The 25,722-nt window shown below is 46.2% G+C and carries 25 protein-coding genes, 1 pseudogene and 1 riboswitch; of the genes and pseudogenes, 22 read left to right on the forward strand and 4 right to left on the reverse strand.

The genetic code is table 11. The features are described 5' to 3' along the window. Positions 1 to 155 precede the first annotated feature (155 nt). From IGJ05_RS14450 to IGJ05_RS14485, 8 genes are all read left to right on the forward strand, one after another. Positions 156 to 2,804, forward strand: coding sequence for an HAD-IC family P-type ATPase (locus IGJ05_RS14450; RefSeq protein ID WP_081117130.1), 2,649 nt, complete (start codon positions 156 to 158; stop codon positions 2,802 to 2,804). Positions 2,805 to 2,998: 194 nt separating this feature from the next. Continuing rightward, positions 2,999 to 3,137: riboswitch (FMN riboswitch) on the forward strand. Between the two features lie 112 nt (positions 3,138 to 3,249). Further along, the gene (ribD, locus tag IGJ05_RS14455; RefSeq protein ID WP_010748953.1) at positions 3,250 to 4,326 is read left to right on the forward strand and encodes a bifunctional diaminohydroxyphosphoribosylaminopyrimidine deaminase/5-amino-6-(5-phosphoribosylamino)uracil reductase RibD; all 1,077 of its coding nucleotides are present in this window, start codon (positions 3,250 to 3,252) and stop codon (positions 4,324 to 4,326) included. Beyond that, positions 4,311 to 4,898: a riboflavin synthase gene (locus IGJ05_RS14460; protein ID WP_005230617.1), complete on the forward strand. Its 588-nt coding sequence runs from the start codon at positions 4,311 to 4,313 to the stop codon at positions 4,896 to 4,898. Before ribD ends, IGJ05_RS14460 begins: the two co-directional genes overlap by 16 nt. Next, positions 4,876 to 6,087 (forward strand): 3,4-dihydroxy-2-butanone-4-phosphate synthase, encoded by a 1,212-nt coding sequence (gene ribB, locus IGJ05_RS14465; RefSeq protein ID WP_375352170.1) that lies wholly within the window; start codon positions 4,876 to 4,878, stop codon positions 6,085 to 6,087. The genes IGJ05_RS14460 and ribB overlap by 23 nt, the downstream gene beginning before the upstream one ends. A gap of 21 nt (positions 6,088 to 6,108) precedes the next feature. After that, a complete protein-coding gene (gene ribH, locus IGJ05_RS14470) occupies positions 6,109 to 6,582 on the forward strand; it encodes a 6,7-dimethyl-8-ribityllumazine synthase (RefSeq protein ID WP_005230622.1) in 474 nt (157 codons plus the stop codon). Positions 6,583 to 7,054: 472 nt separating this feature from the next. After that, positions 7,055 to 8,128 (forward strand): FecCD family ABC transporter permease, encoded by a 1,074-nt coding sequence (locus tag IGJ05_RS14475; RefSeq protein WP_081116440.1) that lies wholly within the window; start codon positions 7,055 to 7,057, stop codon positions 8,126 to 8,128. A gap of 4 nt (positions 8,129 to 8,132) precedes the next feature. Then, positions 8,133 to 8,915 (forward strand): ABC transporter ATP-binding protein, encoded by a 783-nt coding sequence (locus IGJ05_RS14480; RefSeq protein WP_010748955.1) that lies wholly within the window; start codon positions 8,133 to 8,135, stop codon positions 8,913 to 8,915. Next, complete coding sequence (locus IGJ05_RS14485; protein ID WP_010748956.1) at positions 8,908 to 9,921, forward strand: ABC transporter substrate-binding protein; 1,014 nt, start codon at positions 8,908 to 8,910, stop codon at positions 9,919 to 9,921. The genes IGJ05_RS14480 and IGJ05_RS14485 overlap by 8 nt, the downstream gene beginning before the upstream one ends. A gap of 149 nt (positions 9,922 to 10,070) precedes the next feature. On the opposite strand, the pseudogene IGJ05_RS14490 reads toward IGJ05_RS14485, so the two are convergent. Then, positions 10,071 to 10,414, reverse strand: a pseudogene (locus tag IGJ05_RS14490) (MazG nucleotide pyrophosphohydrolase domain-containing protein). Between the two features lie 86 nt (positions 10,415 to 10,500). Between IGJ05_RS14490 and IGJ05_RS14495 the strand changes: the two are divergent. From IGJ05_RS14495 to IGJ05_RS14530, 8 genes are all read left to right on the forward strand, one after another. After that, positions 10,501 to 11,061: a TIGR00730 family Rossman fold protein gene (locus tag IGJ05_RS14495; protein ID WP_074934167.1), complete on the forward strand. Its 561-nt coding sequence runs from the start codon at positions 10,501 to 10,503 to the stop codon at positions 11,059 to 11,061. Positions 11,062 to 11,122: 61 nt separating this feature from the next. Beyond that, complete coding sequence (locus IGJ05_RS14500; RefSeq protein WP_266166638.1) at positions 11,123 to 11,647, forward strand: SWIM zinc finger family protein; 525 nt, start codon at positions 11,123 to 11,125, stop codon at positions 11,645 to 11,647. A gap of 134 nt (positions 11,648 to 11,781) precedes the next feature. Continuing rightward, positions 11,782 to 12,768, forward strand: coding sequence for a tRNA dihydrouridine synthase (locus tag IGJ05_RS14505; protein WP_081116436.1), 987 nt, complete (start codon positions 11,782 to 11,784; stop codon positions 12,766 to 12,768). Between the two features lie 150 nt (positions 12,769 to 12,918). Next, on the forward strand, positions 12,919 to 13,359 hold the full coding sequence (locus IGJ05_RS14510; RefSeq protein ID WP_081116435.1) for a MarR family winged helix-turn-helix transcriptional regulator: 441 nt from the start codon (positions 12,919 to 12,921) through the stop codon (positions 13,357 to 13,359). After that, positions 13,356 to 14,792, forward strand: coding sequence for an MDR family MFS transporter (locus IGJ05_RS14515; protein WP_266166637.1), 1,437 nt, complete (start codon positions 13,356 to 13,358; stop codon positions 14,790 to 14,792). The genes IGJ05_RS14510 and IGJ05_RS14515 overlap by 4 nt, the downstream gene beginning before the upstream one ends. A gap of 156 nt (positions 14,793 to 14,948) precedes the next feature. Continuing rightward, complete coding sequence (rarD, locus tag IGJ05_RS14520) at positions 14,949 to 15,854, forward strand: EamA family transporter RarD (RefSeq protein ID WP_081116434.1); 906 nt, start codon at positions 14,949 to 14,951, stop codon at positions 15,852 to 15,854. A gap of 278 nt (positions 15,855 to 16,132) precedes the next feature. After that, positions 16,133 to 16,975 (forward strand): BglG family transcription antiterminator LicT, encoded by an 843-nt coding sequence (licT, locus tag IGJ05_RS14525; protein WP_016608476.1) that lies wholly within the window; start codon positions 16,133 to 16,135, stop codon positions 16,973 to 16,975. Positions 16,976 to 17,113: 138 nt separating this feature from the next. Then, the gene (locus IGJ05_RS14530) at positions 17,114 to 18,985 is read left to right on the forward strand and encodes a beta-glucoside-specific PTS transporter subunit IIABC (RefSeq protein ID WP_081116433.1); all 1,872 of its coding nucleotides are present in this window, start codon (positions 17,114 to 17,116) and stop codon (positions 18,983 to 18,985) included. Between the two features lie 187 nt (positions 18,986 to 19,172). Here IGJ05_RS14530 and IGJ05_RS14535 read toward each other — a convergent pair whose 3' ends face one another. Then, entirely contained in the window at positions 19,173 to 19,844 is a 672-nt protein-coding gene (locus IGJ05_RS14535) for a cyclic nucleotide-binding domain-containing protein (protein ID WP_005230657.1), read from the reverse strand. A 196-nt stretch (positions 19,845 to 20,040) separates the two neighbouring features. On the opposite strand from IGJ05_RS14535, the gene IGJ05_RS14540 reads away from it, so the two are divergent. From IGJ05_RS14540 to IGJ05_RS14560, 5 genes are all read left to right on the forward strand, one after another. After that, entirely contained in the window at positions 20,041 to 20,973 is a 933-nt protein-coding gene (locus IGJ05_RS14540; RefSeq protein ID WP_266166636.1) for a phosphate/phosphite/phosphonate ABC transporter substrate-binding protein, read from the forward strand. Positions 20,974 to 21,133: 160 nt separating this feature from the next. Continuing rightward, positions 21,134 to 21,925, forward strand: a complete 792-nt coding sequence (gene phnC / locus IGJ05_RS14545) for a phosphonate ABC transporter ATP-binding protein (RefSeq protein ID WP_081116432.1) — start codon at positions 21,134 to 21,136, stop codon at positions 21,923 to 21,925. After that, the gene (phnE, locus tag IGJ05_RS14550) at positions 21,897 to 22,676 is read left to right on the forward strand and encodes a phosphonate ABC transporter, permease protein PhnE (RefSeq protein ID WP_010748971.1); all 780 of its coding nucleotides are present in this window, start codon (positions 21,897 to 21,899) and stop codon (positions 22,674 to 22,676) included. The genes phnC and phnE (IGJ05_RS14550) overlap by 29 nt, the downstream gene beginning before the upstream one ends. Then, complete coding sequence (gene phnE, locus IGJ05_RS14555) at positions 22,673 to 23,455, forward strand: phosphonate ABC transporter, permease protein PhnE (protein WP_225001153.1); 783 nt, start codon at positions 22,673 to 22,675, stop codon at positions 23,453 to 23,455. The genes phnE (IGJ05_RS14550) and phnE (IGJ05_RS14555) overlap by 4 nt, the downstream gene beginning before the upstream one ends. Positions 23,456 to 23,459: 4 nt before the next feature. Further along, a complete protein-coding gene (locus tag IGJ05_RS14560) occupies positions 23,460 to 24,272 on the forward strand; it encodes a metallophosphoesterase family protein (RefSeq protein ID WP_010748973.1) in 813 nt (270 codons plus the stop codon). A gap of 69 nt (positions 24,273 to 24,341) precedes the next feature. Here IGJ05_RS14560 and IGJ05_RS14565 read toward each other — a convergent pair whose 3' ends face one another. Both IGJ05_RS14565 and IGJ05_RS14570 read right to left on the reverse strand, forming a co-directional pair. After that, positions 24,342 to 24,818: an ImmA/IrrE family metallo-endopeptidase gene (locus tag IGJ05_RS14565; protein WP_034858679.1), complete on the reverse strand. Its 477-nt coding sequence runs from the start codon at positions 24,816 to 24,818 to the stop codon at positions 24,342 to 24,344. Between the two features lie 5 nt (positions 24,819 to 24,823). Then, positions 24,824 to 25,156: a helix-turn-helix domain-containing protein gene (locus tag IGJ05_RS14570; RefSeq protein ID WP_015510522.1), complete on the reverse strand. Its 333-nt coding sequence runs from the start codon at positions 25,154 to 25,156 to the stop codon at positions 24,824 to 24,826. A gap of 162 nt (positions 25,157 to 25,318) precedes the next feature. Between IGJ05_RS14570 and IGJ05_RS14575 the strand changes: the two genes are divergently transcribed. Continuing rightward, on the forward strand, positions 25,319 to 25,684 hold the full coding sequence (locus IGJ05_RS14575) for a hypothetical protein (RefSeq protein WP_081116429.1): 366 nt from the start codon (positions 25,319 to 25,321) through the stop codon (positions 25,682 to 25,684). Positions 25,685 to 25,722 lie beyond the last annotated feature (38 nt).

Below are 25,722 nucleotides of genomic sequence, written 5' to 3' on the forward strand. Positions count from 1 at the left end.
TCGAGTGACGGTGAGCAGAAACACTATTTTGACTTGCCTTACTTTTTAATTGAATAGGAGACCAACCAATAGTAGCGCGTTATTTAGGAGCAGTTTCTAAATAAGGGGCTTATTTGTGTTATCCATCAATGAAAAAGAAAAGGAAGAAGAAAAAAATGAATAAAAAAGAGTTTCAGTTATCAGTGTCAGAAACAATCGAACAGTATCAGGTGCCGTCAATCGATCAAGGGTTGACTGAGGCGCAAGTAACCAAGCGGTTAGAAACCTACGGATTGAACCAATTAGCGGTCAAAAAAACCGCCAAGTGGCGGTTGCTGCTGCGACAATTCCATAACACGATCATCTACATTTTGATTTTCTCTGCCATCTTAACGCTGCTGATGGGGCATTTCTCTGATGCCGTGATCATTGGCATCGTCGTGCTGGTCAATGCGTTGATCGGTTATTACCAAGAAGCCAATGCTTCCGATGCATTAGAACGGATCAAAGAGATGCTATCAGCAGAAGCCACGGTCTATCGGAATGGGATTCGTCAAGATATTCCAGCTGCCGAAGTCGTTCCAGGGGATGTCGTATTCCTAGAAGCTGGTGACAATGTGCCCGCAGATCTGCGAATCATCGAAGCCGACAACTTGCGTATCCAAGAATCCGCCTTGACTGGTGAAGCCGATTCGGTGGAAAAAATAACAGATGCCTTAATGGATGAAGCAACTCCATTAGCGGAACAACGGAATTTGGCGTTTGCTTCGACTTCCGTGACATCAGGAAGCGGGAAAGGGATCGTGATCGCTACTGGCGTCACGACTGAGATCGGGAAAATCTCAGCTGAAGTCAATCAAACGGAAGAACGAAAAACGCCGTTGATGAAAGAGATCGATGGACTGGGGAAAGGCATCACCTATGTGATCATGGGCGTGGCGGTCTTGCTATTTGTCGTCAGTTTGTTCCAGCAAACCTATGCGATCTCTGTCTTATCCTTAGCCGTTGTCACCATGATCGTCGGCTCGATCCCAGAAGGATTGCCAGCAACGACCTCGGTGGTTTTGGCGATGGGTGTCAGCGACATGGCAAAAAACAAGCACACCATCATCAAAACGCTACCAGCGGTTGAAATGCTAGGCTCAGTCGATGTGATCGCGACGGATAAAACAGGTACCCTGACCAAAAACGAAATGACGGTCAAAGACATCGTATTGGCTGAGCAGGAATATGAAGTGACGGGTGACGGCTATGCGCCGGTGGGAGAAATTCGTCCAAAGCAGGAGGACGTCCACGCGCAAGACACCTTGCAGTTGTTTTTGGAAGCTGGTTACGAAGCCAACGATACGGTATTGGTCCCAGAAGGAAATCACTGGACGATCAATGGGGAACCAACAGACGGCTCCTTTTTGACGCTTTATCATAAGCAATTTGCCTATCCGCAAGCACCTGCTTACCAAGAGCTGGATATGCTGCCCTTTGATTCGGACAACCGCTACATGGCGAAACTAGTGGCAAACCCTGCGGGGGAACGTTTGTTATTTGTTAAAGGCTCCCCAGATAAATTGTTTGAAATGGTGCAAAAACAAGCGGCGCCTTTTGATGAAGCCTATTGGACAGGCCATGTCCGCCGCTTGTCGGCAGAAGGCAAACGAGTGGTAGCGGTGGGCTATCAGAAAGTTTCGATCGATCACATTGATGAAACGATTTTTGAGCAAGGGCTGCAATTACTGGGAATCGCTGGGATCATCGATCCGCCGCGAGAAGAAGTGATTGCCTCCCTGAAGGAAATGAACCAAGCCGGTGTTCAAGTGAAAATGATCACTGGCGATCACCCTCTGACCGCCAAAGCGATTGGGGAAAAGCTTGGCTTAGCGGATGAGATTCACGTCGTGACTGGTGCCGAGTTGGATCAGATGAGCGAAGCCGAATTTCAAGATGCTGCCTTGACGAATCAAGTCTTTGCACGAACCACGCCGAAAAACAAATTGGACATTATCAAAGCGCTACAAGCCAAAGGCAAAGTCACGGCGATGACAGGGGACGGCGTTAACGATGCCCCGGCGTTGAAGCGGGCGGATATCGGTGTAGCGATGGGGATCAGCGGCACGGATGTAGCCAAAGATTCTGCTGATATGATCTTGACCGATGACAATTTCGGTACCATGTCCTTAGCGATTCGCGAAGGACGCAGGATCTATGACAACATCAAAAAGAGCATTCTGTTTCTGTTGCCGACATCTTTTGCCGAAGGGCTGATCATTGCCTTTACGATCATGATGCAAAAAGAATTGCCGCTGCAGGCGACACAACTGCTGTGGATCAACATGGTTTCTGCTATTACGATCCAGTTTGCGTTTATCTTTGAACCAGCAGAGTCTGGGATCATGAGCCGCAAACCGCGAAAGACAGGCAATAAATTGTTGAATCGTCACGATATTTGGCAGATGGCGTATGTATCGATCTTGATGGCAGTCATCAGTTTGATCGCCCATGACTGGCTCTTGCTGCAAGGCGTCAGCGAAGCCGTTGCTAGTACCATGATGGTCAATATCGTGGTCTTAAGTAAGATTTTTTATTTGTTCAACATCCGTACCAGTGCACCAGCGTTTTCTAAAGCTTCCTTCACCAATCCAAAAGCGTTCGTGATCATTGGTGTGATGCTGGTTCTGCAACTGTTATTGACCTATGTTCCATTTATGCAAAGCGCCTTTCATACGGAGGACATGTCCTTGATCGGCTGGGTCATCTCAGCAGCTTCCGGGATGGTCGTCTTACTCGTGACGGAGTTCGATAAATGGCTTCGCTCGAGAAAAAATATTTAACCTAGGTTTTCTTGTATTTTTTTTCAGGCAAAATCGCCTTGCTGCAGCTTAGGAAAATGGCGGAACGACAAGGGATTTCTGCTGTCGCTGCTTTGGGGTTGCCAAAAGAAAAAACCAAGAGGAATTCCTATCGGCTCGTGATCAGGCCTATTGACAAACAAAAATGGTCGGGCTAAAATGCACATGAATTTAATAGTATTCTTCGGGGCAGGGTGTAATTCCCGACCGACGGTGACAAGCGTAATGCTTGAAGTCCGTGACCCGCATAGCTATGCGGTGGAGCCAGTGTGAATCTGGCACCGACAGTGAAAGTCTGGATGGGAGAAGAAAAACCACAAAATTTCAAGGGGCGCAGTGCGTCTAAAATTGATTTTTTGCCGGTCTTGTTTGTCTATGCCTCGTGAGATTCTCACGAGGCATTTTTTTATTGAAAGGAGGAAGGAAGATGCATAACGAATACATGCGTTTGGCGATCGCAGAAGCCAATAAAGGGCGTTACCAAACCTTTACCAATCCGTTAGTGGGCGCCGTGATCGTCAAAGAGCAACGGGTCATTGCTAAAGGGGCTCACTTAGTCTATGGGCAGCCCCATGCGGAACGAAACGCCATCGAACAATGCCATTCCTCCGAAGACCTAATCAATTCGACTTTATACGTGACGTTAGAACCTTGCAACCACCAAGGAAAACAGCCGCCTTGCACCCAGCTGATCATCGACAGCGGCATCAAAAAGGTAGTCATCGGCCAGTTAGACCCTAACCCGATCGTGGCTGGACAAGGCAAGCGCTTTTTAGAAGAACAGGGCATCGACGTGTTGGTGGGCATCGAAGAAACAGCGGTGCGCCGTTTGAATCCACACTATAATTTTTACCATCAGCATCAGCGACCTTACGTGGCGTTGAAGCAAGCGATCACTTTAGATGGCCGGATCGCTCATGATGCGTTAACCCGCAGTGCGATCACTGGTTCAGCGGTTTGGCAAAACGTCCATCAAGAACGTGGAGACTATCAAGGAATCTTAGTGGGCAGTCAGACGGTGTTGACGGATGATCCCACGTTATTGACCACGGTTGAAACCAGCTTTCCGCCGATTCGCATCGTGTTAGACCGTCGGGGGCGAACGCTGTCGCAACCCCATTTGGCACTGTTTGCCGATGATTCGGCACCTGTGTGGATTTTTACGCAGCAGACAACTGTCAGTGATTTGCCAGCTCATGTGTCAGTGATCCAGCTGGAAGAGTTGACAATTGTTTCATTGCTGAAGGAGCTTGCCGAACGACAGGTCCAATCGCTTTACGTAGAAGGAGGCGCTGCGATCCATGATGCCTTTTTAGCCAGCGGACTGTGGCAAGAAAGCATTACCTATGTGGCGCCAAAGTTTCTTGGGGGCAATAGTCTCGCAAGTTTTACCAGTGAGCGTACCCCGAAACAGCTGCAGCAGCTAACAGAGGTGACGGTGACTGCAGTTGGGGAAGATGTTTGCATCCGAGGAAGGAGACCAGAGGAATGTTCACAGGATTGATTCAGGAAAAAGGCCGCATCAAAGAGATCCGCAAGCAAAGCCGCACGATCCAGCTAACTTGCAGTGCGTCCGAAGGATTACTGGCGGATTACCAGATCGGAGACAGTATGGCGATCAACGGGACGTGTTTGACGGCGATCGCCAAACAAGCGACGACGTTTACGGTGGATATCATGCCAGAAACCTTTCAACGAACCACCTTTAAACAACTCTCGGTGGGTGCCGAAGTCAATTTGGAGCGAGCGATGGCAGCGACGCAGCGTTTTGAAGGCCACTTTGTCGCAGGCCACATTGATGTAACGACCCGTTTGATCCAGAAAAAGCAGTTGGAAAATGCCTTGATCTTGACGTTTGCTTATCCTGTCAGTGTGCAAGGGGAAATCATTCCGCAAGGGTCGATTGCGATCAATGGCGTCAGTTTGACGGTTACCCAGACGACGGCACAGGCATTTTCCGTTAGCTTGATCCCCCATTCCAAAGACCAGACGACGCTGGGGCAGTTGAAACAAGGGGAGTGGGTCAATATCGAGACGGATATGATCGGGAAATATGTCAAATACCAACGAAAATGAAAGAAGGCAGACGATGCATAAAGTAGAACAAGCAGTGGAATGGTTAAAAAAAGGCGGCTTAGTGATTGTCGCCGATGATGAAAATCGGGAATCAGAAGGAGATTTGATTGGGATCGCTGAATACGCAACGCCAGAATCTGTCAATTTTATGGCGACTTATGGCCGCGGCTTGATCTGTGCACCCATCTCACAAGCGATCGCTGAAAAGCTGGCATTGCCTGAGATGACCGCCAATAATACGGATGCCTTTGGCACCGCATTTACCATCAGTGTCGATCACGTGACGACGAGTACGGGAATTTCTGCGAAAGACCGGGCAGTGACGATTGAAAAGTTGGCTGATCCTGCGTCACAGGCTGCGGATTTTTATCGCCCTGGCCATATCTTCCCATTGACCGCTCAACCTGGCGGCGTGTTGGAACGCAGAGGACATACAGAAGCGGCTGTGGATTTAGCAAAGCTTGCTGGCAGCGTGGAAGCAGCCTACATTTGTGAGATTTTAAATGAAGATGGCACGATGGCTCGGGTCCCAGAATTGAAAAAATTAGCAGAAAAATGGCAGCTGCCGTTTTTGACCATTGATGAGTTGGCGGAATATCTACGAGGAACCACGCCTATCACGGTGGATCTGCCAACGGCTTATGGGGCGTTCCAATTGTCCTTATTTGAAGATGAGTTCGGCAATGAACACCTTTTACTAGCCAAAGGCGAGATTCAACATACTACCGAGCCGCTGTTACTACGGATCCATTCAGAGTGTTTAACAGGCGACGTCTTCGGCTCTCATCGCTGTGATTGCGGCGAACAGCTGCAAGAAGCGATGCGGCAGATCGAAGCAAAAGGCCGCGGTGCGATTTTGTATCTACGCCAAGAAGGTCGCGGTATTGGCTTGCGGAACAAGCTCCGTGCCTATCAGCTGCAGGAACAAGGCATGGATACTTATGAAGCAAATATTGCATTAGGGTTTGCAGCAGATGCTCGTCATTACACGTTTGCCGCCGATGTTTTACGTTCCTTAGAAGTGCAGGAGATTCAACTGATGACCAACAACCCTGACAAAGTGAAGGAATTAGAAAGCTTAGGAATTAAGGTAGCAGAACGAGTACCGCTGGAGATGCCTGCGCATAAAGAAAACAGAAGCTATTTGAAAACGAAGAAAGAAAAGTTTCACCATTACCTATCTATTTAATCAGCCAAAGGAGAATGAACGATGACAGTATTTGAAGGAACGTTTCAGGGAGAGGCAGTCAAAGTAGGGATCGTAGTCTCACGATTCAACGAGTTTATCACTTCCAAGTTAGTGGAAGGCGCCAAAGACAATTTGTTGCGTCATGGAGTCAAAGCAGAAAACATCGATGTGTATTGGGTTCCAGGGGCTTATGAGATTCCGTATATTACCAAAAAAATCGTTGACCACAAACAATACGATGGGATCGTGACATTAGGTGCCTTGATTCGCGGAGCAACGACCCACTATGAATTGATCTCAAATGAAGTGGCGAAAGGCGTAGCCCAAATTGGTCTGAATGCCGACATTCCGATCATGTTTGGTGTGTTGACGACTGAAACGATCGAACAAGCCATTGAACGGGCGGGAACCAAAGCTGGCAACAAAGGCAGCGAAGCCGCTCAAGGTCTTTTGGAGATGATTTCGTTGAATCAGCAAATCCTTGGCAACGCATAGGTTTCACGTTCGAACAAAGGGAAGCTAGCAAGAACAAGCCTGCCTGAGCATAGGCATCAGACTGGAGACAGACTTTGTACAAAATGAAGTCTGTCTTTTTTTCATCATAAAAAAACACTTGATTATTATGCCAAAGGATTCGCTTCTTCACGGGTACCGTATTTTCGATAGGTCAATGGAGAGGAAAACGCCCAATCAATCACGAACATTAGAATAACTCTTATTTAAGGAAATTTTCAGAAAATTATTTACATTTCACAAAAGGTTCCTTATAATGACTCTATTCATTGAGAGTGATTCTCATTTGCAAATAGATGTCAAAGCAGCACATGGCTTTGGCGCTTTTCATGAGAAGAACTGTTATAAGCGAAAAAACGCACAGATGCTTCTTTTATGATGGCGGCGAGGCAACAGTCAAGGTTGTTTTTGCTGTGAAATTAGGAGGGGGTCGTGCTGAATAAAGGAGAATCACATGTCGATAGGGTTGATTAAATCAAATCGTTGGATGGTTTCGACAATCATTTGCTGTGTTTTAGTTGTCGCCATTCTCTTATCTGCAGGAGTTGCTTTGGCAAACGGTCAAGCCAATATCACCCTTGGCGAAGTTTACCAAATTCTCTTCTATAAAATCAGCCATGGATTGGTTGGTGATCTTTCAGGCATTTCAGACGCAAACATCAATATCGTCTGGTTTGTTCGGGCACCGCGGGTCTTACTGTCTATTTTTGTGGGCATGGGGTTAGCGATCAGCGGGGCAGTGATGCAGGCAGTGGTCCAAAATCCGCTGGCAGATCCCTATATCCTTGGGATCTCTTCTGGCGCATCCTTAGGGGCGACCTTCGCCATCTTAGTCGGTTTTGGCGGCTCGGCGCTAGTCTTGCAGCTGGGCTTATCGTTTGGTGCCTTTGCAGGAGCGGGGATTGCGACCATTTTGGTGCTGCTGCTTGCTAGTATCGGTGGGAAAATGACTTCCACAAAACTCGTGCTGTCGGGGACGATCGTCAGTGCCTTATGCAGCTCTGTTTCAAACTTGATCATCTATCTGGCTAGCAATGCAGAAGGGATGAAGACTGTGGCGTTTTGGTCGATGGGCAGCTTAGCCTCGGCTTCTTGGAACAAATTAGGCTTTATCGTGGTTCTGGTTTCTTTGATCACGCTGTTCTTCCTGACGCAATACCGTGTTTTGAATACGCTTTTGCTGGGAGATGAAGTTGCCTCCACCTTAGGGGTCAAGCTGACCTTCTATCGTCGTTTTTATATGCTGCTAGCAGCGCTATTAACCAGTATCATCGTTGCGAATTCTGGTATGATCGGCTTTGTCGGCTTGATCATTCCTCATATCGTACGTGGAGTCAGCGGGTCGGATCATCGCCTGTTGATGCCTTTGACCGCTTTGACAGGCGCGTTGTTTTTGATTTGGGCGGATGTGATCGCCCGCTCGACCCTGCAAGGAGTCGAACTGCCGATCGGGATCATTACAGCGCTGATTGGCGCACCGATCTTTATCTATATCATTGTCAAACGGCAATACAACTTTGGGGGGTGACGGAATGAAATTAGCAGTTGAAAAGCTCAATCTGACGATCGGGGATCAGCAGATACTAAAAGACATCTCCGTCCAAACCGCACAGGGGCAATTTGTCGGCTTGATTGGGTCCAACGGCAGCGGCAAATCTACATTGTTAAAAGCTATCTACAAAACGTTGAAACCTGACAGCGGCGACATTTATTTGGGTGAGATGAATATTTTGAAAAGTTCCGAAAAAAAAGTCGCCCAGCAAGTCAGCGTCGTCAGTCAGTTCAATGAGTTGAGCTTTGATTTAACAGTAGAACAGATGGTGCTTTTAGGCCGCACGCCCCACAAGGGTTTATTGGAACAAGACACCAAAGCCGATCATGAGCTGGTCACCGAAGCCTTAGCCAAAACAGGGCTAAGTGCCTACAGAAAACGCAGCTACCTCTCATTATCAGGAGGCGAAAAACAGCGGGTCGTCCTTGCTCGTGCCATCACCCAAGAACCGAAATTTATGATTCTCGATGAGCCGACCAATCATTTGGATATCCGATATCAACTGGAAATCTTAGAGACCGTCAAGCATCTGAAGATTGGCTTGTTGGCGGCGCTGCATAATTTGGAACAAGCAGCCAACTATTGCGACATCATCTATGCCTTAAAAGATGGGCGGGTCGTAGGGTATGGCGAACCAGAAACGTTGCTGACAGAAGAACTGATCGAAGAGATCTATGGCGTGAAATGCAGTATTTACCATCATCCGATCACAGGCGGATTAGGGTTTCATTATTATTTTGAAAAGGAGCAAACAGATGAATAAATGGGGAAAAATGATTGGGGTAGGATTGGCAGTCTTTACATTAAGCGCTTGCGGCAATACGAAGGATGAAGGAACTTCGGCTTCTTCTTCACAGACAGAAAGTACGTATCCCTTAACCATCAGCAACTACACCAAAGCAGAGGGCGGCACGCAGTGGACTGCCAAGGACCAAACCTTTAATGAGGCACCAAAAAAAGTCGTAGCCAACACACGACCAGCAGCGGAATTGCTGCTGCATCTCGGCCTCAAGGATCAGATTGCGGGTGTCGGTGCAACCTTTGGTGCCGCTGATGAGGAAGTTGCTGCTGATTATGCAGAACTAAACGACCTGGGCAGCGACTATATCAGTAAAGAAACGGCGCTCAGTGTGGATCCGGATTTGATTTTTGGCCGTGGGGGACTTTTCGATAATCAAGATTGGGGCGTCGGCACCGTTGATTCCTTGAACGAGATGGGCATTCCGACTTACGTCCAAGAAACCTCTGTCACTGGTGCAACATTTGATTCCGTTTATCAAGACATTGAAAACCTTGGTAAGCTCTTCAATGTCCCTGAAGCAGCCGCTGCTTTTGAAAAAGAATTAAAGGATCGCCAGAGTGCCTTGGAAGAAAAAGTAGCAGACAAAGAAGAGCAAACCTTTGCCCATCTCTTTATGTCTGATCCAAGTGTGGTCAGTGTCTATGCCGCTCAAGATGAGTCTTTTTTCAACAGCAACTTTGACATGATCAAACTGAACAATGTGTTTCAAGACTATTCAGGAGAAGTCAGTGTCGAAACCTTGATCGAAACGGATCCCGATGTCTTGATCGTCGGTGACTGGTCAACGATCGAAGGCAGTGTTTCTGGTCAAGAAATCATTGAAGGCTTGTACAAAAATGACAAACTCTCCAGCATGAAAGCCATCAAAAACAAACAAGTCTACAGCATGGACTACAATTATCTCTTTGGCTACGGCTACCAAGCCTTGACTGGATTGGAAGAACTGGTAGAGCAAATGGCACAATAAACACCTCTATTCCCATAAAAAGGAGAACCAACTTTTTATATAATAGAAGAAAACCAACGTTTCACTGGCCAATTGACCACAGAAACGTTGGTTTTTTGTATTTAAGAAAAGCAACCTTTGCCGCTGCCCGTTCCGCAACAAGTAACCCGTTAGCTGTTTTTTTCTGTCATATGGTCCATTTGATAGCGAGACAATAGCTTCTCTTTGTGTTTTTGCATGATCGTCTCTAGAGAAATATCGTATTTATCGGCGAGAATAAATAAGTTATCCAGTACATCGCCCAATTCTTCCGTCAGGTTTGCCAGTTTTTCTTCTGGCAAAAGCCTTCTTGTTCATCGGGACGGTCACGACCGATCTCCAATGTCCGAATGGCGCGGCTCACTTCCCCAACTTCCTCTGCTAAAAAATTCGCCCGAATAAACGGATCGTACTGATACCAGTTGCGGGCTTTGTAGAAGTCACTGATAGATCGTTGATACTCCTCAATGTTCATAAATTTTTTTCCATCCTTTCCCAGAACCTTTATCAGAATCATGATATACTATTTCAAAATGATTGAGAAGGATGATGGAGAGTTTTATGAAAATTGCAGTCTATTGTGGTGCCAGTGTCGGTAATGAACCTAGTTTTGCAACAGCCGCTCAAGAATTGGGGCAGTGGATCGCTTCACGGAAAAATACGCTGGTTTATGGTGGCGGAAAAGCGGGCTTGATGGGCGTGCTGGCAGATGCTGTCTTAGAAAATGGCGGTCAGGTGATCGGGGTGATCCCAACCTTTTTAAAAGATCGGGAACTAGCACATCCTGGATTGACCGAACTCCATGTCGTCGAGACGATGTCAGAAAGAAAACGAAAAATGTTCGAATTGTCGCAGGCCTTTGTCGCACTGCCAGGTGGTCCGGGTACGCTGGAAGAAATCACGGAGATGATCTCGTGGTCAAGAATCGGTCAAAACCCGAATCCGTGTGCTTTTTATGATGTGAACAACTTTTACCGCGCAACGAGAGCCTTGTATGACAACATGGTGGAAAATGAGTTCTTGACGCAAGCCGATCGCGAGAAAATCGGTTTTGCACAAACAACGAAGGAGCTGGAAGCCTTTATTCAAGCCTACGAACCACCAGTTATTCGGCAGTATTAATAAGCAATCGATTAAATCCTATTATAGTTCTCTAGTTTAATGAATGCGGAGGAGAGAAGTAATGCTAGAATGGCAAGATTATTTTGAATCCCATATTTTGGAAAGAGGAAAAGAGTATTATTTAAGCGGTTGTGTGGCGCGACTGAGAGCGGATGATCAGCTTATTCTGGCCGAAGTATTCGGCACAGAGCTTTATGAAGTAGAAATTGCGCTAAAACAGGGCAAGGTCGTGGAGGAATTTTGTAATTGTCCTCACTTTGCGGCTGGTTTTAATTGCAAACATCTTGCGGCTGTTTTATTCGCCTATACGAGAGCGAAAGAAAAGAATAAACCGCTGACTCCCCCGAAACGTAAAAGACGCCGTGAGGTCTATCAGAAGCTGGTGGATCAGCTAGATGAAGCAGATATGCGGCAGATTTTACTCAGTTTGATGGTTGACGATACTTCTGTAGCCCTTTTTGTGAAGAACGTTGTATCGGATAGCGAAGATGATTTCGCTGAGGAGGAAGAAGTAGAAGCTTGGGATGACTGGGATGAAGAAGAGGAAGATTGGGAAGAAGAATGGGAGGATGACTGGGAGGCTTAAAAGAAATTTCGTACTAGGTCTGATACACGTATCTTGCTCTTTTGCTTCTTTGACGCATTCTTAGTATAATGGGGTTTGTTTTGCAAGTGGGGTCATAAAAGAAGATCCTTGGACAAAGAAATGGAGCGTAAATCATGACAACAAATTTGTGGGCTGAATTGCCGAAGCCTTTTTTTATCCTAGCACCAATGGAAGATGTCACCGATGTCGTTTTTCGACATGTCGTTCAAGCTGCCGGCGCACCAGATGTTTTCTTTACGGAATTTACCAACTCCGATAGTTACTGCCATCCAGAAGGACGCGACAGTGTGCGGGGACGTTTAGTCTTCACCGAAGATGAGCAACCGATGGTGGCACACATTTGGGGCGATAAGCCAGAGTATTTCCGTGAGATGAGTATCGGTTTAGCGGAGATGGGCTTTAAAGGGATCGACTTAAATATGGGCTGCCCAGTGCCGAACGTTGCTGGACGAGGCAAAGGCAGCGGCTTGATCTTGCGACCAGAAGTTGCTGCTGAGCTGATCCAAGCAGCCAAAGCTGGCGGTCTGCCGGTCAGTGTCAAGACTCGTTTGGGCTATACCGAACTAGGAGAAATGGAAGCTTGGTTGACCCATGTCCTGCAACAGGATATCGCCAACCTTTCGATCCATTTGCGAACCCGCAAAGAAATGAGCAAGGTCGATGCCCATTGGGAATTGATTCCTGAAGTGGTTGCCTTGCGGGATAGAATCGCCCCACAAACGAAACTGACGATCAACGGCGATATCCCTGATCGTACCAAAGGTTTAGAGCTAGCAGAAAAATATGGCGTAGACGGAATCATGATCGGTCGGGGTATTTTCAAGAATCCCTATGCCTTTGAAAAAGAACCGAAAGAGCATACCTCAGAAGAGCTATTAGGCTTGTTGCAGCTGCAATTAGACTTGCAGGACCATTACGCCAAAATGGTACCGCGCTCGATCGCAGGATTGCATCGTTTCTTTAAAATCTATGTCAAAGGCTTCCCTGGAGCCAGTGATTTGCGGGCAAAATTGATGAATACCAAATCAACGGATGAAGTTCGGCAACTGCTGGCAGAGTTTGCTGAGAAAAAGAACCACGAGGAAAGTATTGAAGCGTAAGTTTCAATGCTTTTTTTGTTTTTGGTTGCTGTACCCGCTCTCATTGTCAATCCTTCCTTGACAATAGATAGGTACCTATGTAAAATGGAGAGCGGACTTTTAACTAGGTACCTATCTAAATAGTGAAGAGGCGAAAGGAGCTGAAGGTCGATGGTTTCCGAACAAGAAATCGTGGAACGATTGTTTGAAGTGTATAAATTAAATCGGCGGTATGCGGAACAAAAATATGGGCGTTTTATGCCAGGTCGGGGACAGTTCAATTGCCTACTGGTATTGGACGAAAAAGGGACGTTGACCCAAAAAGATCTCGCCGCGTATTTAGCGATTCGCTCGACATCCACTGGCGAACTACTAAAAAAACTGGCTGAAAAAGGGCTGATCCAAAAAGAAGTCGATCCGAAAGATAAACGCAGCCATCTGATTTCGCTGACGGAAGCAGGCAAGGAAGAGGCACAGCGAATGAAAGAAAAACGCAGTAAGGCGCACCAAGAAATGCTGACCTATTTGACGGCAGAAGAAAAACAAGCCTTTGGTCAAGCCTTAGCAAAAATCGAACAGTTTTATCTTGAGAAGGAGGCGGACGTTGAGTGAGTGAAACAGTCCAACGAACGGAACGTCAGCGGACGCTGATTTTTATTAATTTAATGATTACATGTATTGCCGTATCCATGTTGGCGACCGCCTTGACGACGGCTTTACCCGCCATCGTCACTGACCTGCAGATTTCTGTCACTACGGGACAATGGCTGACTAGCGGTTATTCCTTGGCGATGGCGATCGTTATGCCCTTGACGGCATATCTTATGAATCGTGTGCCAACCAAAAAGCTGTATCTCGCTGCCTTAGGAATTGCGTTGGTGGGCTTGCTGCTTTGTGCTGCAGCGCCCAATTTTTTAGTCATGATGCTTGCGCGTATTTTGCAGGCCGTGGGTAACGGGATCTTGACCGCAATGGCACAAGTGATCCTCTTATCGATCTATCCGATCAATCGTATCGGTGTCGTGATGGGCTGGTATGGATTATCGATCACCGCGGCGCCCGTGATCGCACCGACTCTTGCTGGGGTGATCGTGGACCGCTTGAACTGGCATGCGATTTTTTATATCGTTGCCGTGATTGTTTTGATTTCACTGATTTGGGCCATAAAGGTTTTTGATGATGTGTTGCCAGTAAGCAACAGCAAATTTGATCAGACCTCTTTTGTTTTGAGTGCCTTCGCCTTTGGTGGGATCACTTTAGGCTTTGGCAATATCGGCAGCTATGGCTTTCTCAGCTTGCCCGTTTTAGGAACCTTAGGGATCGGTTTGGTAGCAGGGGTCTTCTTTGTCTTCCGTCAGTTAAGAGCGGAAACCCCATTTTTGGATCTGCGGGTCTTAAAAACAAAAGAGTATGCCATCAGTGTCTTTGGCAGTATCATGCTTTACTTGGTCTTGATGGGTTCGGCGATGCTGATGCCGCTTTACGTGCAGTCAATTTTAGGCAAATCAGCGACGATCTCGGGATTAGTCGTTTTGCCAGGCTCTCTGGTCTCGGCTTTTTTAAGTCCCGTGGCTGGGCGAATCTATGACAAAGTCGGCATCCGTTTGTTGACGCTTTTTGGCGGCGGCTCACTGGTCTTGAGCAATATCGGCATGTATTTTATCCATATGCATACGGGTATTTGGGTAGCAGTGGTTTTGAACATGCTGCGCTGTGCCGCCACAGGCTGTTTGTTGATGCCCTTCGTGACGTGGGGAAATAAACATATTCCGCCGCAACTGACGGCGCATGGAACAGCGTTATTGACTTCTTTGCGGACGGTGGCAGGCGCCATCGGGACAGCATTATTTGTCGGGATCATGAATAGTGTGGCGCAAAAAAGCACGACCTTAACAGGAACAAGTGCACTGCTTCATGGGATGAATGTTTCTTTCTTATTGATGACGATCGCTTCTGGACTGCTGTTTGCAACGGGGGTATTCTTGATTCGTGATCAGAAGCCAGAAGCCGTTTGGCTAGAAGGGGCAGAAGAACCACTGGAATAAAGAGGGGCACCTTTCTTTGAAGGATGCTTTTCTTGATTTATTTCATGAAACTCTATGAAAAACCAAAAAATTCGATATAATAAGATAACTTATGGTTTAGGAGGAGTATTTTTTTTCATTAAAGGCTTGCTTTAATGGAAAAAAATCAGGGAGAAAATGAAGAATAAAGGCGTTTATTTTGGGTTGTCTGCCTATGTCTTGTGGGGCTTGGTCACACTATATTGGAAAATAATCGTTGGGGTTTCGCCATTAGCAACGATGTGCTACCGAATCGTGTGGTCCTTTGTTTTTATGGTGTTGTTTATCGTGCTTTCTGGGAAGAAAACGCAATTTTTACAAGAAGCGCGTCTACTATGGAAGAACAAAGCATTTGCTGGACTGATCGTTTTAGCTTCTGTGCTGATCTCCATCAACTGGTTCACCTTTATCTTCGCGGTGAGTGCGGGCCACGTGATGCAAGCCAGCTTAGGCTATTATATCAATCCGCTTGTCAATGTCTTGTTAGCGACCGTTTTTTTGAAGGAACGTCTTAGTCGTACTGGCATGCTGGCGTGTCTGCTGGCAAGTATCGGGGTGATCTTATTATCGATCCAAACAGGAACGATTCCTTATGCCTCACTGATCATGGCCTTTTCCTTTAGTACGTATGGCTTGATCAAAAAAAGAATCCCCATTAGTTCGGTTACTGGGTTAACAATCGAAACGATGGTGATTTTCCCCTTTGCCCTCGTGTATATTTTAGGATTTTCAACCGTCGGCTTTATGAACTATCCCTGGCAAACCAATCTCTTATTGGTGGGTGCTGGGATCGTGACGGCTATTCCGCTGCTGCTGTTTGCGGAAGCAGCGAAAAATGTTTCTTACATTACGCTTGGGTTTATTCAATACGTCAACCCGACGATCATGCTTTTGTTAGCCATCTTTTTGTTTCACGAAACCTATTCACTGGCCCAATTTTCCGCCTTTGCGTTTATTTGGCTGGGGATCGCGGTCTTCACCTATGGTACGCTAGGGACGGCGATGAAAGAGCGGCGCATGGGACAGCAAAGAAAGCAACTTTGATACATCAGGAATGGCTGCAGCTGGGCCGTTCCTTTTTTTATTAAAAAACAAAGCATTTTAGGTAGTGAAGGATGTTGCAAGGAGAACGTTTCAATGGTATAACAAAGGAAAAACCCGTTGTAGAAATTTTGTTTGAAAAGGGTTGCATCTGCCACAGGGGTGTGTTATTATTCTTTCAGTTACAAGGATTGTTACTGTTCGGCAGGCAAAACCAGAATTGACCGCAGCGCGCTAACGGGGAGATTCTAGGTTTTTTTATTTTGGAGTGAGGGAAAGCGATGATTATTGGAAAAATTTTAAATAATAATGTCGTCATCTCGACTAATGATGCCGGTCAGGAAGTGATCTATATGGGCCGCGGCATTGCGTTTAAGAAAAAAGTCGGCGATCCAGTGGATGAAGCCTTTGTCGAAAAAGAATTTGTGTTAAAGGATACCTTTACTGCAAATCAGTTTCAGCAATTGTTTTCAGACATTCCTGTGGAAGAAGTCGAAGCTGTCAAGCAAGTGGTGGATGATGCGGAAGCATCCTTGGGGATCGAGCTGTCGCCAAATATTTATTTGACCCTGACCGACCATATCCATTATGCGCTGGTTCGGGCACGTGAAGGCATTGAGCTGCCGAATCCATTGTTGTTTGAGACCCGCAAGTTTTATCCGAAAGAGTATGCGGTTGCAGCAGATGCCGTTGCTTATTTTGAAAAAGTCTTCGGGATTACATTGCCAGAATCGGAGATCGGCTTTATCGCCTTTCATATCGTCAATAGCGAACAAGCCAATGGCACGATGGAAACCACGATGCAAGCGGTAGAAATCGTACGTGACGTACTGGCGATCATCAGTCGCTTTTATGGACGAGTCTTTAACCCAGATTCCTTGAATTATCAACGGATCACCACGCATTTGCAGTATTTTGCGCAGCGTTATTTAAGCGATGAACTTTCAGGGGAAAAAGATGAGTTTTTATTTGCCCTTGTGCAATCGAAGTACCCTAAAGCGTTTCAAACGGTCCAACGGATCAACGAGTACTTGATCAAAACCTACGACAAATCGATCGGTGAATCAGAAATGATCTACTTAACGATCCACATCGAACGTGTCGTCAATGATCAAACCAATTAACATTCAATCATTAACGGATTGTTACTGTCAGGCAGGCAATACCCAGATTGAAAAGACAACAGTCAGCGAGGAAAAAACTCGTTAGACGGTCGTTTTTTCAATCTGGGTTTTTTTATAAAAAAAAGGAGTGTTGAAAAAATGAGTTCAAATAAAGAAATTGCCGTTCGCGTCCTTGATGCGGTGGGCGGCAAAGAAAATGTCAACAGCGTGGTGCATTGTGCGACCCGCTTGCGTTTCAAATTAAAAGATGAGAACAAAGCGGATACGGCACGCTTGAATCAAGACGACGATGTGATCCAAGTCGTTCAAAGCGGCGGTCAATACCAAGTGGTGATCGGCAGTCATGTCAGCGACGTTTACCGTGAATTGAATGGAGTAGCGAACTTTGATGGCGAAGCAGACAGCAAAGGCGACAAAGGCAACCTCTTGAATCAACTGGTGGATATTATTTCGTCGATTTTTACGCCATTTTTAGGCGCAATGGCAGGTGCCGGGGTCTTAAAAGGATTCTTGACGCTGGCAGTAACCTTGAATTGGTTAGCAGCTGATTCTGGGGTCTACACCGTATTGTATGCGATTGCTGATGGGTTATTTACCTATTTACCAGTGATGTTGGCTTTTACTGCAGCGAAAAAGTTTCGCACCAATGAATTTCTAGCGGTTTCCTTAGCGATGGCGTTGGTTCATCCAGACATTACTGCTTTGGCTGGACAAACTTTGAGTTTCTTAGGCCTTCCGGTCATTATTGGTGCGAGTGCTTATACGTCTTCCGTCATTCCGATTATTTTAGCGGTCTTTTTACAAAGCTATGTGGAGCGTTTCTTTAAAAAAGTCATTCCTAGCTTCTTACAGATCATCTGTGTACCTTTAGCGGTCTTCTTGATTATGGCGCCATTGACCTTTATTGTCGTCGGTCCACTAGGAACGATTTTAGGAAACTTGTTAGGTAGTGCTTACGACAGCATTTACCACTTTAGCCCACTGATCGCTGGGGCTGTCATGGGTGGTTTATGGCAAGTCTTTGTGATGTTTGGCATGCACTGGGGCTTTGTACCGATCATGATGTTGAATCTCAGTCAAACCGGTGTCGATACCATGGTGCCGATGCTGTTGCCAGCTGTCCTTTCTCAAGGGGGTGCAGCGCTAGCAGTGTTCTTTATGACAAAAAATGTGAAATTGAAAGGGTTGGCCCTTTCTTCAACGATCACCTCAATTTTTGGGATCACAGAACCGACGGTGTACGGGGTGACCTTACCTCTGAAAAAACCATTTATCGCCGCGTGTATCAGTGGTGCCATCGGGGGAGCCTTCATCGGCTTCAGCCAAGTCGAAAACTATACCTTTGGGTTAGTCAGCTTACTAAGTCTACCGTCCTTTATCCCACAAGATACGAAAGATCTAAGTGGTCTGATCGCAGCTTCGATCGGCACGGCTATCGCTTTTGGCGCCGCGTTTGTCTTGACCTTCTTCTTACGTTTTGAAGATCAGCCAGCAACCGATGCCAGTGTAACACCAGCGAAAGAGCCAGCAGCACCCACAGATAGTTCGTCTAAAGAACGTGTGATCCTCAGCAGTCCGTTAGAAGGCAAAGTGGTTCCCTTAGCAGAAGTCAAAGACCAAGTCTTTTCTTCTGGTGCATTAGGAAAAGGTATCGCTATCGAACCAACTGTCGGGGCTTTATATGCGCCAGCAGATGGCACCATCACGACGCTCTTTCCTACTGGCCATGCCGTTGGTTTGACCACCACGGATGGAGCCGAAGTTCTGATGCATATTGGTATGGATACTGTGGAACTAGACGGCAAAGGCTTTGAGGTCTTTGTTAAACAAGACGACCAAGTCAAACGCGGCGATTTGTTAGTGAAGTTTGATCTAGATACGATCAAAGCAGCTGGCTTATCCACGATCACACCGATCGTTGTGACGAACACCCCGCAATATTTAGATGTGATGGATATGAATCAAACCGATGTCTTCCAAGGAGAAGACTTCTTAGCCATCGTAAAATAAGCAAAAGAAACCCGATCCTCGACTGAATATCAGCAAGGATCGGGTTTTTTGTAAGAAAATAAGGCGCAGTTGCCCTTCTCGCTTGCCTTCTTCGGTGGCAAATGCTTGTCACAACGCTAGTTAAGGGCAAGACCAACAGCAGGAACGCCTACTCAGGGAAAACCCGAACATTCTTGGAGACTGCTCCTTACACATGGCTTAAATTTTCGGCAAGCGACTCTAAAGCGGGGAAATCGAGAATCGCATAGCCTTGTTTTTGTTTTTCGATCAGCTTGTCTTCACGAAAGCTGGTAAAGGTTCGCAGCAGGTGGCGATAGCTGACATTCAAGATCGCGGCACAGGTGGTCAACTGAAAGGAAAAGTGTTGATTTTCTTGATGCGCAAGAATAAATTTGGCCAACCGTGTCTCTACAGGTTCCGTCAATGAATTCGCTAAGTTGATCCCCGAATTCAAGCGGGAACTGAGCAACTGACAGATGGTTTGCAAAAAGCGGACGTCTTGTTGCAAGGTGTTGCGGTAGCGATTCAAAGGGATGCAGACACAGACGCAAGCAGAAGCGGCTTTGACACTGCTTTTCGGCAAGAGTTCCCATAAAGAGGAAGCTTCTCCTAAAGGTGCAGCTGGCTTGGCGTAATCAATACAAATCGTTTGGGTATCCGAAGAGAAGGAATAGACCATCACGGTTCCTTCTACGAGAAAATACAAGTATTCAGAAGGCGTACCCGTTCGAATCAGGTGCTCTTCTTTTTCAAAGGAATGCAAAGTGGCCATCGCTAACAAATCATTGTCCATATAAGATTGCAGATCGTATGTGTCAATGTAATTACTGAGGCGTGCGGTATCATCGATTTTTTTCATGGAAATCAGCCACTCCTGAATGGTTTTCTTTAAGTATAGCTTAGTTCCCCTTTTGACTCAACACGAACGATAAATAAAATCTAATGTAAATTGTATGTAAAAATAAGGTAAAATAGGACATGTGTCACTTCATTTTGACGGGATACTTGGTATGATTTGAATGTAAGAAAGCTTCAAACCATTAGGAGGAGAAAAAATGCCATTGAAACGAATTGTTAAAGGAATGTTAGGAATTGCGTTAGTTGCCGCATTGACCGGCTGTGGGAATGGGAGCAGCAGCAGCGACAGCAGTTCCGCAGCCGAAAAAGAAAAGCTGGTGGTACAATTCGTACCGACCAATAATGACGGCTCGATGCAAGCCAAAGCAAAACCGTTTGCTGAGTATTTATCAAAAAAATTAGACCGTGAAGTAGAAGTAACGTTAGCAACGGATTATTCGACGATCGTAGAAGCGATGGCTTCTGGACAAGTTGATTTAGGGATCATGCCGCCAGCCGCTTATGTTCAAGCCAAAGATATGGATGCAGCTGAAGCGATTTTGACTTCTCAATTAGGTGCTTATGATCCAGAGACGGGCTTGCCATTAGAAGGGGAAAAAACCAATACCTTCAAAGGGGAAATCTTGGTCCGTGCGGATAGCGACATGACAGAATTGACGGACTTAAAAGGGAAAAAAATCGCCACATTGAGTCCAAACTCTGCCAGCGGCTATATTTACCCAGTTGCCGAGTTGAAAGATGCAGGAGTTGATCCAACGACGGATGCTACATTAACGACGGTGAATGATATTCCAAGTGAGATCACTGCAGTCTTGAATGGTCAGATGGATGCCGCCTTTGTGTTCCAAGGGGCACGAAATGTCTTTGCGTCAAGCTTTCCAGACAACGACTTATTCAAAGACCTAAAAGTCCTTTACTTGACTGAAGGGGATATTCCAAATGACGCCATTGCCGTCCAACCATCAATGGATGCTGAACTAAAAGAGCAGATCAAAGAAGTGTTCTTGAACATGGCAGATGATGAAGAGGGTGCCGAAGCAATGAGCTTGTGGGGACACCAAGGGTATGAAGAAGCAGCAGATTCTGCTTACGATACCATTCGCGATTATACACAACGAGCAGCAGAGTAAAAAATCAGGGATTGCGGTAGAAGGATAACGGGACACGGAGATGTGCAGCGATTTACTAGGGGAATAGGTGGAATACGCATTACCAGTGCATTTTTTAGTGAAATAGACCGTGACCGATTGGGGAAACTTTGCCGCGGTCCCTACATAATGGAGAAAACAGATGATAACTTTTGAGAATGTATCCAAAGTCTACCCAAATGGGGTCAAAGGATTACAGAACATAGATGTAACGATTGAGCAAGGTGAATTTGTGGCCATCATTGGCTTGAGTGGTGCTGGTAAGAGTACCTTTTTACGCTCGATCAATCGCTTAGTGCCAATCACTGAAGGAGATATCCGGGTAGACGGCAAATCAGTCACGAAAGCCAATAAAAAAGAATTGCGCTTGATTCGTCGACAAATCGGATTGATCTCGCAAAGCTTCAATTTGGTCAAACGCAGTACCGTTCAAAAAAATGTTTTGTCTGGGCGTTTGGGATATTACGGGACCTGGAAAAGTATTTTAGGGTTGTTTACGAAAGAAGACTACGAAAGAACGAAAGAAGCGCTAGCGACGGTCGGATTGTCAGACAAACTGCAAACGAGAAGCGACCAGTTGAGTGGTGGGCAACAGCAGCGGGTATCCATCGCCCGTGCCTTGGTCCAACAAGCGCCGGTGATTTTAGCAGATGAACCTGTGGCATCACTAGATCCCATCACGACAGAGAAAGTGATGGAGGATCTGAAGAAGATCAATCAAGAAATGGGCAAAACGATTGTCATCAATCTGCATTCGATACCCTTGGCTCGTCAGTATGCGACAAGGATCATTGCCTTAAAAGCAGGTGCGATCGTTTTTGACGGCAACGCAGACGCTTTGACAGATCAGCGTTTAGAACAAATCTATGGCAAAGCAATTTTTGAAGAAAAGGCAGGAGAAATCGATGAAACTGAAAGAAACAGTTCATTTTAATTGGTACAAGCACCTGCTGCTGGTTCTTTTATTGCTGCTCTTTTTTCAAAGCAGTGCCTGGATCACAGGGGCTGATTTTGCACAAGTGTGGTCGAATCGCAGCCAGATGACGGCTTTCATGGCTCGCTTTTTGCACCCAGATTTTAGTTATCTACCGCAACTGATGATGCCCTTGATCAAGACATTGCAGATGTCCTTTTTAGGCACCGTTTTAGGAGTAGTCGCAGCGATACCGGTGAGTCTGTTGGCGACAACAGTCGTGACAGAAAGCCGTTGGGTCTCGGTGCCGATGCGTTTTCTCTTAGGTCTGGTGCGGACGATCCCCAATCTATTGTTGGCGGCATTGTTCGTAGCGATTTTTGGAATCGGTGAAGCCACTGGTGTTTTGACCATCGCGGTCTTTACCTTTGGTATGGTTTCACAGCTGATGTTCCAAGCGATCGAAACCATTGATTTTGCGCCGATCGAAGCAGCAGCAGCGGTAGGAGCGAATAAATTTCAAGTGACCGTTTGGGCGATCATTCCCCAAGTCATCAGCCAGTTTGCCAGCTATACTTTTTATGCCTTTGAAGTCAATGTTCGAGCTTCGACGGTGTTAGGGTATGTGGGTGCCGGCGGGATCGGGGTCATCTTGAACGCCTCATTGGCATTGTTGAATTATGAGCGGGTCTCGATCATTATCTTGACGATTTTGCTGACGGTAGCGATCGTTGATTTTCTCAGTGAGCGGGTAAGGAGGTCTTTCCTATGATGATCAGAGAAGTGAAGAAAACGACTTGGCTGTTATGGGGACTCTTTGCTGTTTTACTAGTTTTATCCGCTGCGACGCTGGATTATTCTGGATTAAGCACCTTTTCCTTAGCGATGGGAAGAGATGTCTTGCAAGGGCTGAGTCAGCCAGACTGGTCCTTCTTTTATGACGGCAGTGGGGAAGATCTGTGGAGCTTGTTGTTACTGACGATCGGGATCGCTTGTCTAGGAACGATGATCGCAACAGTCTACGCGATTCCAGTGACCTTGCTGAGTGCCGCCAACCTATGGACCTCGACACCCTGGGTCGCAAAAATCGGCAAAATGATCTGCAATATCTTGCGGGCATTTCCCGAGCTGGTTTATGCGATTATTTTTGTCCGTGTGGTAGGTCCAGGACCTTTTGCTGGAGTTATGGCGATCGGTGTCCACCAGATCGGTATGCTGGGCAAGTTGTTTACCGAAGAAATGGAAGCCATGGATGAGCGCTTGACGGAAGAGATGCAAGCCGTCGGTGCCAACTTTTGGCAGACGATGTTTTTCGTGCGGGTCCCTTACTTAGCACCTATCTATAGTTCCTTTGCACTGAATCATTTTGAAATTGCGGTCCGCAGTGCGGCAACGTTAGGGTTAGTCGGTGCTGGCGGGATCGGTGCACCATTGATTTTTGCTATTCAAACCAGAACCTGGAGCAAGGTAAGTATTATTTTGTTGGGCGTCGTTGTGACCGTCTTCTTATTAGACCAGTTGACTGGAATCATCAGAAAGAAATTGAGATAAACCTATGAATGTATTGCATATATCAGATATCCATTTTCGAGAAAGTTACCTGCCTTGTGAAGAAGGGTATCAAGGAATGCTGGCAGCCATGCAAAATCCTTTGATTCCTCTTGAAGAGTGTATCCAAGATGCCAAGGCGCGAGCAGCGATCGATTTGGTGGTGATCAGCGGCGATTTGACCGAAGATGGCGCGCCTGCCGATTATGCCTCTTTGAAGCAATATTTAGAAAAAGCCTTTGGCTCAGTGCCCATCGTAGTAACGCTAGGTAATCATGATATCAAACGGCATTTTCGCCAAGGCTGGCAAGGCAAGTCAGTAGAAACCGCCAGTGATACACCTTTTAATCAAGTCTATGAAACGGAGACATTGGCGATCGTGACTTTCGATAATTCCTGCTATGGCTATGCCGACGGTATCGTAGATGAGCGACAGTTTGAATGGCTGCAAGCCACGCTGGCGCAGCTCAAAGAGAAAAAGATCGTTTTTGTGACGCACCATCATTTGTTGCCCGACCAAGCAAGCACGCCGGCATGGGCCGGTGCCAATCGTTTGGTGGCATTATTGCAGCAGTATCAAATCTCTTGTATTCTCAGTGGACATACCCATCATGCGTTTACGGGAACGATCGCAGGGATTCCTTACTATACTGTGGCAAGTATGTCGTTTGTCGGGGAAGATGAAGGCGATGGGATGGTCCGTTTTGAAGAACGCTATGGATACAATTTGTATCGTTTTGAGGAAGGTGCATTGGTTCATCAATCCTCAGAAAACTATCGACCGAACCGTGTATTGATGCGGGTCAACATGCAAGGATAAAAAACAGACGTTCCGTCAACGCTGCCTTTAGCAGCAGAAAAGGAACGTCTGTTTTTGTGTGAAAAAGGCTTAGCCTTGATTGCCAAAGGTTTTGACAACTTCAATCGTGCCGTCGATATGAAAAAACAAGGTATAATTTTCTTCGGTTTTGATACCGTCAAAACGTCGGGCATAATAGGTGACCGCGTCTTTGAAGGTTTGTGGGGGAACCCCTAAAAAATCAGCGCATGCCGCCAATGTTTTGCATCCTTCTTCAAAACAAGCGATGATATCATAGGGCGTGACCACGATCGCAGAACCAATGTCGCGGGCTTTGCGTTCTTGTTTGCGTTTTTCGTTGGTATCTTGGGCGGTAATGTCGCCAGCACTGGTCAGATAATGACCGATTTCTTCACCGATGGTGCTCAAGAGGTCTTCTTGTGACTGGTCAGGGTTCAAGTAAATATGGTGATCGATGTACAATCCTTGCTGACCATCAGGCATATTTTTATCGAAAATAAAGTGCAAGTCTGGGTAGGCGGCCATCAGTTCTTCTACTTTATCCATTTCCATCATTCCTTTTGGGCGTGCCGCTGTTTTATAAATTCAATATAGCTGAGGATATCTTCCATCTGCTCATCGGTGACGTCATCATCAATATGGGCCGCAACGGTTTGAACTTTTGCAGAGGGCTGCGTAAAGCCTGCCGGGACTTGTCTGCCTAATAAAAAATCGGTGGATACTTGAAAAATCTCCGCGAGTTTGACGATGGTCTCGCCATCGGGTTCGTTACGATCATTTTCGAAATGAGAATACGCTGCGCGGGTGATTCCCAGCTGATCTGCGATCTGCTGTTGGGTTTGATTGGTTCGTAGTCTGAGTGTTCTTAGCCGTTCGCCAAGCATGAGTGATCGCCTCCTTTTTTGTAGTATAGCACGTTAGATATAATTTGTATCTATTTTTGTATTATTTGATATAAAAAATATCACATCAGTTGACGATACGAATCGTATCTTTTATACTGGAAACAGATGATATGAATCGTATCGAAAGAATGGGGGAGGATCATGGATACATCGATCGTAACAGTTGTCTTGCCGTCACTCATTACTGGTGTACTTACTTATTTGGCTACCCGAGTATCCAGCAAAGCGAATTTGGAACAAACGAATATCGAAAATGCCCAGAAGCTTTACCTTAAATATGAACAGATCAATCAAGAATTGACCCATAAAATCGATCAGTTAGAAGAAGAAGTCCAAAAGACCGCCAAAACCTACCAAGAAGAAGTCTTAGTTTATCAAGGAAAACTTGCTACTGCCCAAAGCGAACGGGATTTTTTGCGGGCAGAAAATCAGGTGTTGAAAGAATTGCAGCGAGTAAATCAAGTGCCTGGGACGCGTGAAGAGAAGCAACATTCAGCCGTTGGTTAATAGAAAAAAACTGCTTATCCGTCAATAAGCAGTTTTTT

The sequence above is a fragment of the Enterococcus sp. AZ167 genome (genome assembly GCF_051714025.1).
Taxonomy (GTDB): domain Bacteria; phylum Bacillota; class Bacilli; order Lactobacillales; family Enterococcaceae; genus Enterococcus_D; species Enterococcus_D casseliflavus.

Excerpts from the sequence above, each read along its gene's own strand:
- phnE (WP_010748971.1), top strand. The coding sequence starts at position 21,897 with ATGAAACTGAAAGAAACAGTTCATTTTAATTGGTACAAGCACCTGCTG.
- IGJ05_RS14565 (WP_034858679.1), bottom strand. The coding sequence starts at position 24,818 with ATGGATAAAGTAGAAGAACTGATGGCCGCCTACCCAGACTTGCACTTT.
- rarD (WP_081116434.1), top strand. The coding sequence starts at position 14,949 with ATGAAGAATAAAGGCGTTTATTTTGGGTTGTCTGCCTATGTCTTGTGG.
- IGJ05_RS14560 (WP_010748973.1), top strand. The coding sequence starts at position 23,460 with ATGAATGTATTGCATATATCAGATATCCATTTTCGAGAAAGTTACCTG.
- IGJ05_RS14570 (WP_015510522.1), bottom strand. The coding sequence starts at position 25,156 with ATGCTTGGCGAACGGCTAAGAACACTCAGACTACGAACCAATCAAACC.
- licT (WP_016608476.1), top strand. The coding sequence starts at position 16,133 with ATGATTATTGGAAAAATTTTAAATAATAATGTCGTCATCTCGACTAAT.
- phnC (WP_081116432.1), top strand. The coding sequence starts at position 21,134 with ATGATAACTTTTGAGAATGTATCCAAAGTCTACCCAAATGGGGTCAAA.
- ribH (WP_005230622.1), top strand. The coding sequence starts at position 6,109 with ATGACAGTATTTGAAGGAACGTTTCAGGGAGAGGCAGTCAAAGTAGGG.
- IGJ05_RS14450 (WP_081117130.1), top strand. The coding sequence starts at position 156 with ATGAATAAAAAAGAGTTTCAGTTATCAGTGTCAGAAACAATCGAACAG.
- IGJ05_RS14540 (WP_266166636.1), top strand. The coding sequence starts at position 20,041 with ATGCCATTGAAACGAATTGTTAAAGGAATGTTAGGAATTGCGTTAGTT.
- IGJ05_RS14475 (WP_081116440.1), top strand. The coding sequence starts at position 7,055 with ATGTCGATAGGGTTGATTAAATCAAATCGTTGGATGGTTTCGACAATC.
- IGJ05_RS14510 (WP_081116435.1), top strand. The coding sequence starts at position 12,919 with ATGGTTTCCGAACAAGAAATCGTGGAACGATTGTTTGAAGTGTATAAA.
- ribB (WP_375352170.1), top strand. The coding sequence starts at position 4,876 with ATGTCAAATACCAACGAAAATGAAAGAAGGCAGACGATGCATAAAGTA.
- IGJ05_RS14530 (WP_081116433.1), top strand. The coding sequence starts at position 17,114 with ATGAGTTCAAATAAAGAAATTGCCGTTCGCGTCCTTGATGCGGTGGGC.
- IGJ05_RS14480 (WP_010748955.1), top strand. The coding sequence starts at position 8,133 with ATGAAATTAGCAGTTGAAAAGCTCAATCTGACGATCGGGGATCAGCAG.
- IGJ05_RS14500 (WP_266166638.1), top strand. The coding sequence starts at position 11,123 with ATGCTAGAATGGCAAGATTATTTTGAATCCCATATTTTGGAAAGAGGA.
- IGJ05_RS14575 (WP_081116429.1), top strand. The coding sequence starts at position 25,319 with ATGGATACATCGATCGTAACAGTTGTCTTGCCGTCACTCATTACTGGT.
- IGJ05_RS14485 (WP_010748956.1), top strand. The coding sequence starts at position 8,908 with ATGAATAAATGGGGAAAAATGATTGGGGTAGGATTGGCAGTCTTTACA.
- IGJ05_RS14495 (WP_074934167.1), top strand. The coding sequence starts at position 10,501 with ATGAAAATTGCAGTCTATTGTGGTGCCAGTGTCGGTAATGAACCTAGT.
- IGJ05_RS14460 (WP_005230617.1), top strand. The coding sequence starts at position 4,311 with ATGTTCACAGGATTGATTCAGGAAAAAGGCCGCATCAAAGAGATCCGC.
- phnE (WP_225001153.1), top strand. The coding sequence starts at position 22,673 with ATGATGATCAGAGAAGTGAAGAAAACGACTTGGCTGTTATGGGGACTC.
- IGJ05_RS14535 (WP_005230657.1), bottom strand. The coding sequence starts at position 19,844 with ATGAAAAAAATCGATGATACCGCACGCCTCAGTAATTACATTGACACA.
- IGJ05_RS14505 (WP_081116436.1), top strand. The coding sequence starts at position 11,782 with ATGACAACAAATTTGTGGGCTGAATTGCCGAAGCCTTTTTTTATCCTA.
- ribD (WP_010748953.1), top strand. The coding sequence starts at position 3,250 with ATGCATAACGAATACATGCGTTTGGCGATCGCAGAAGCCAATAAAGGG.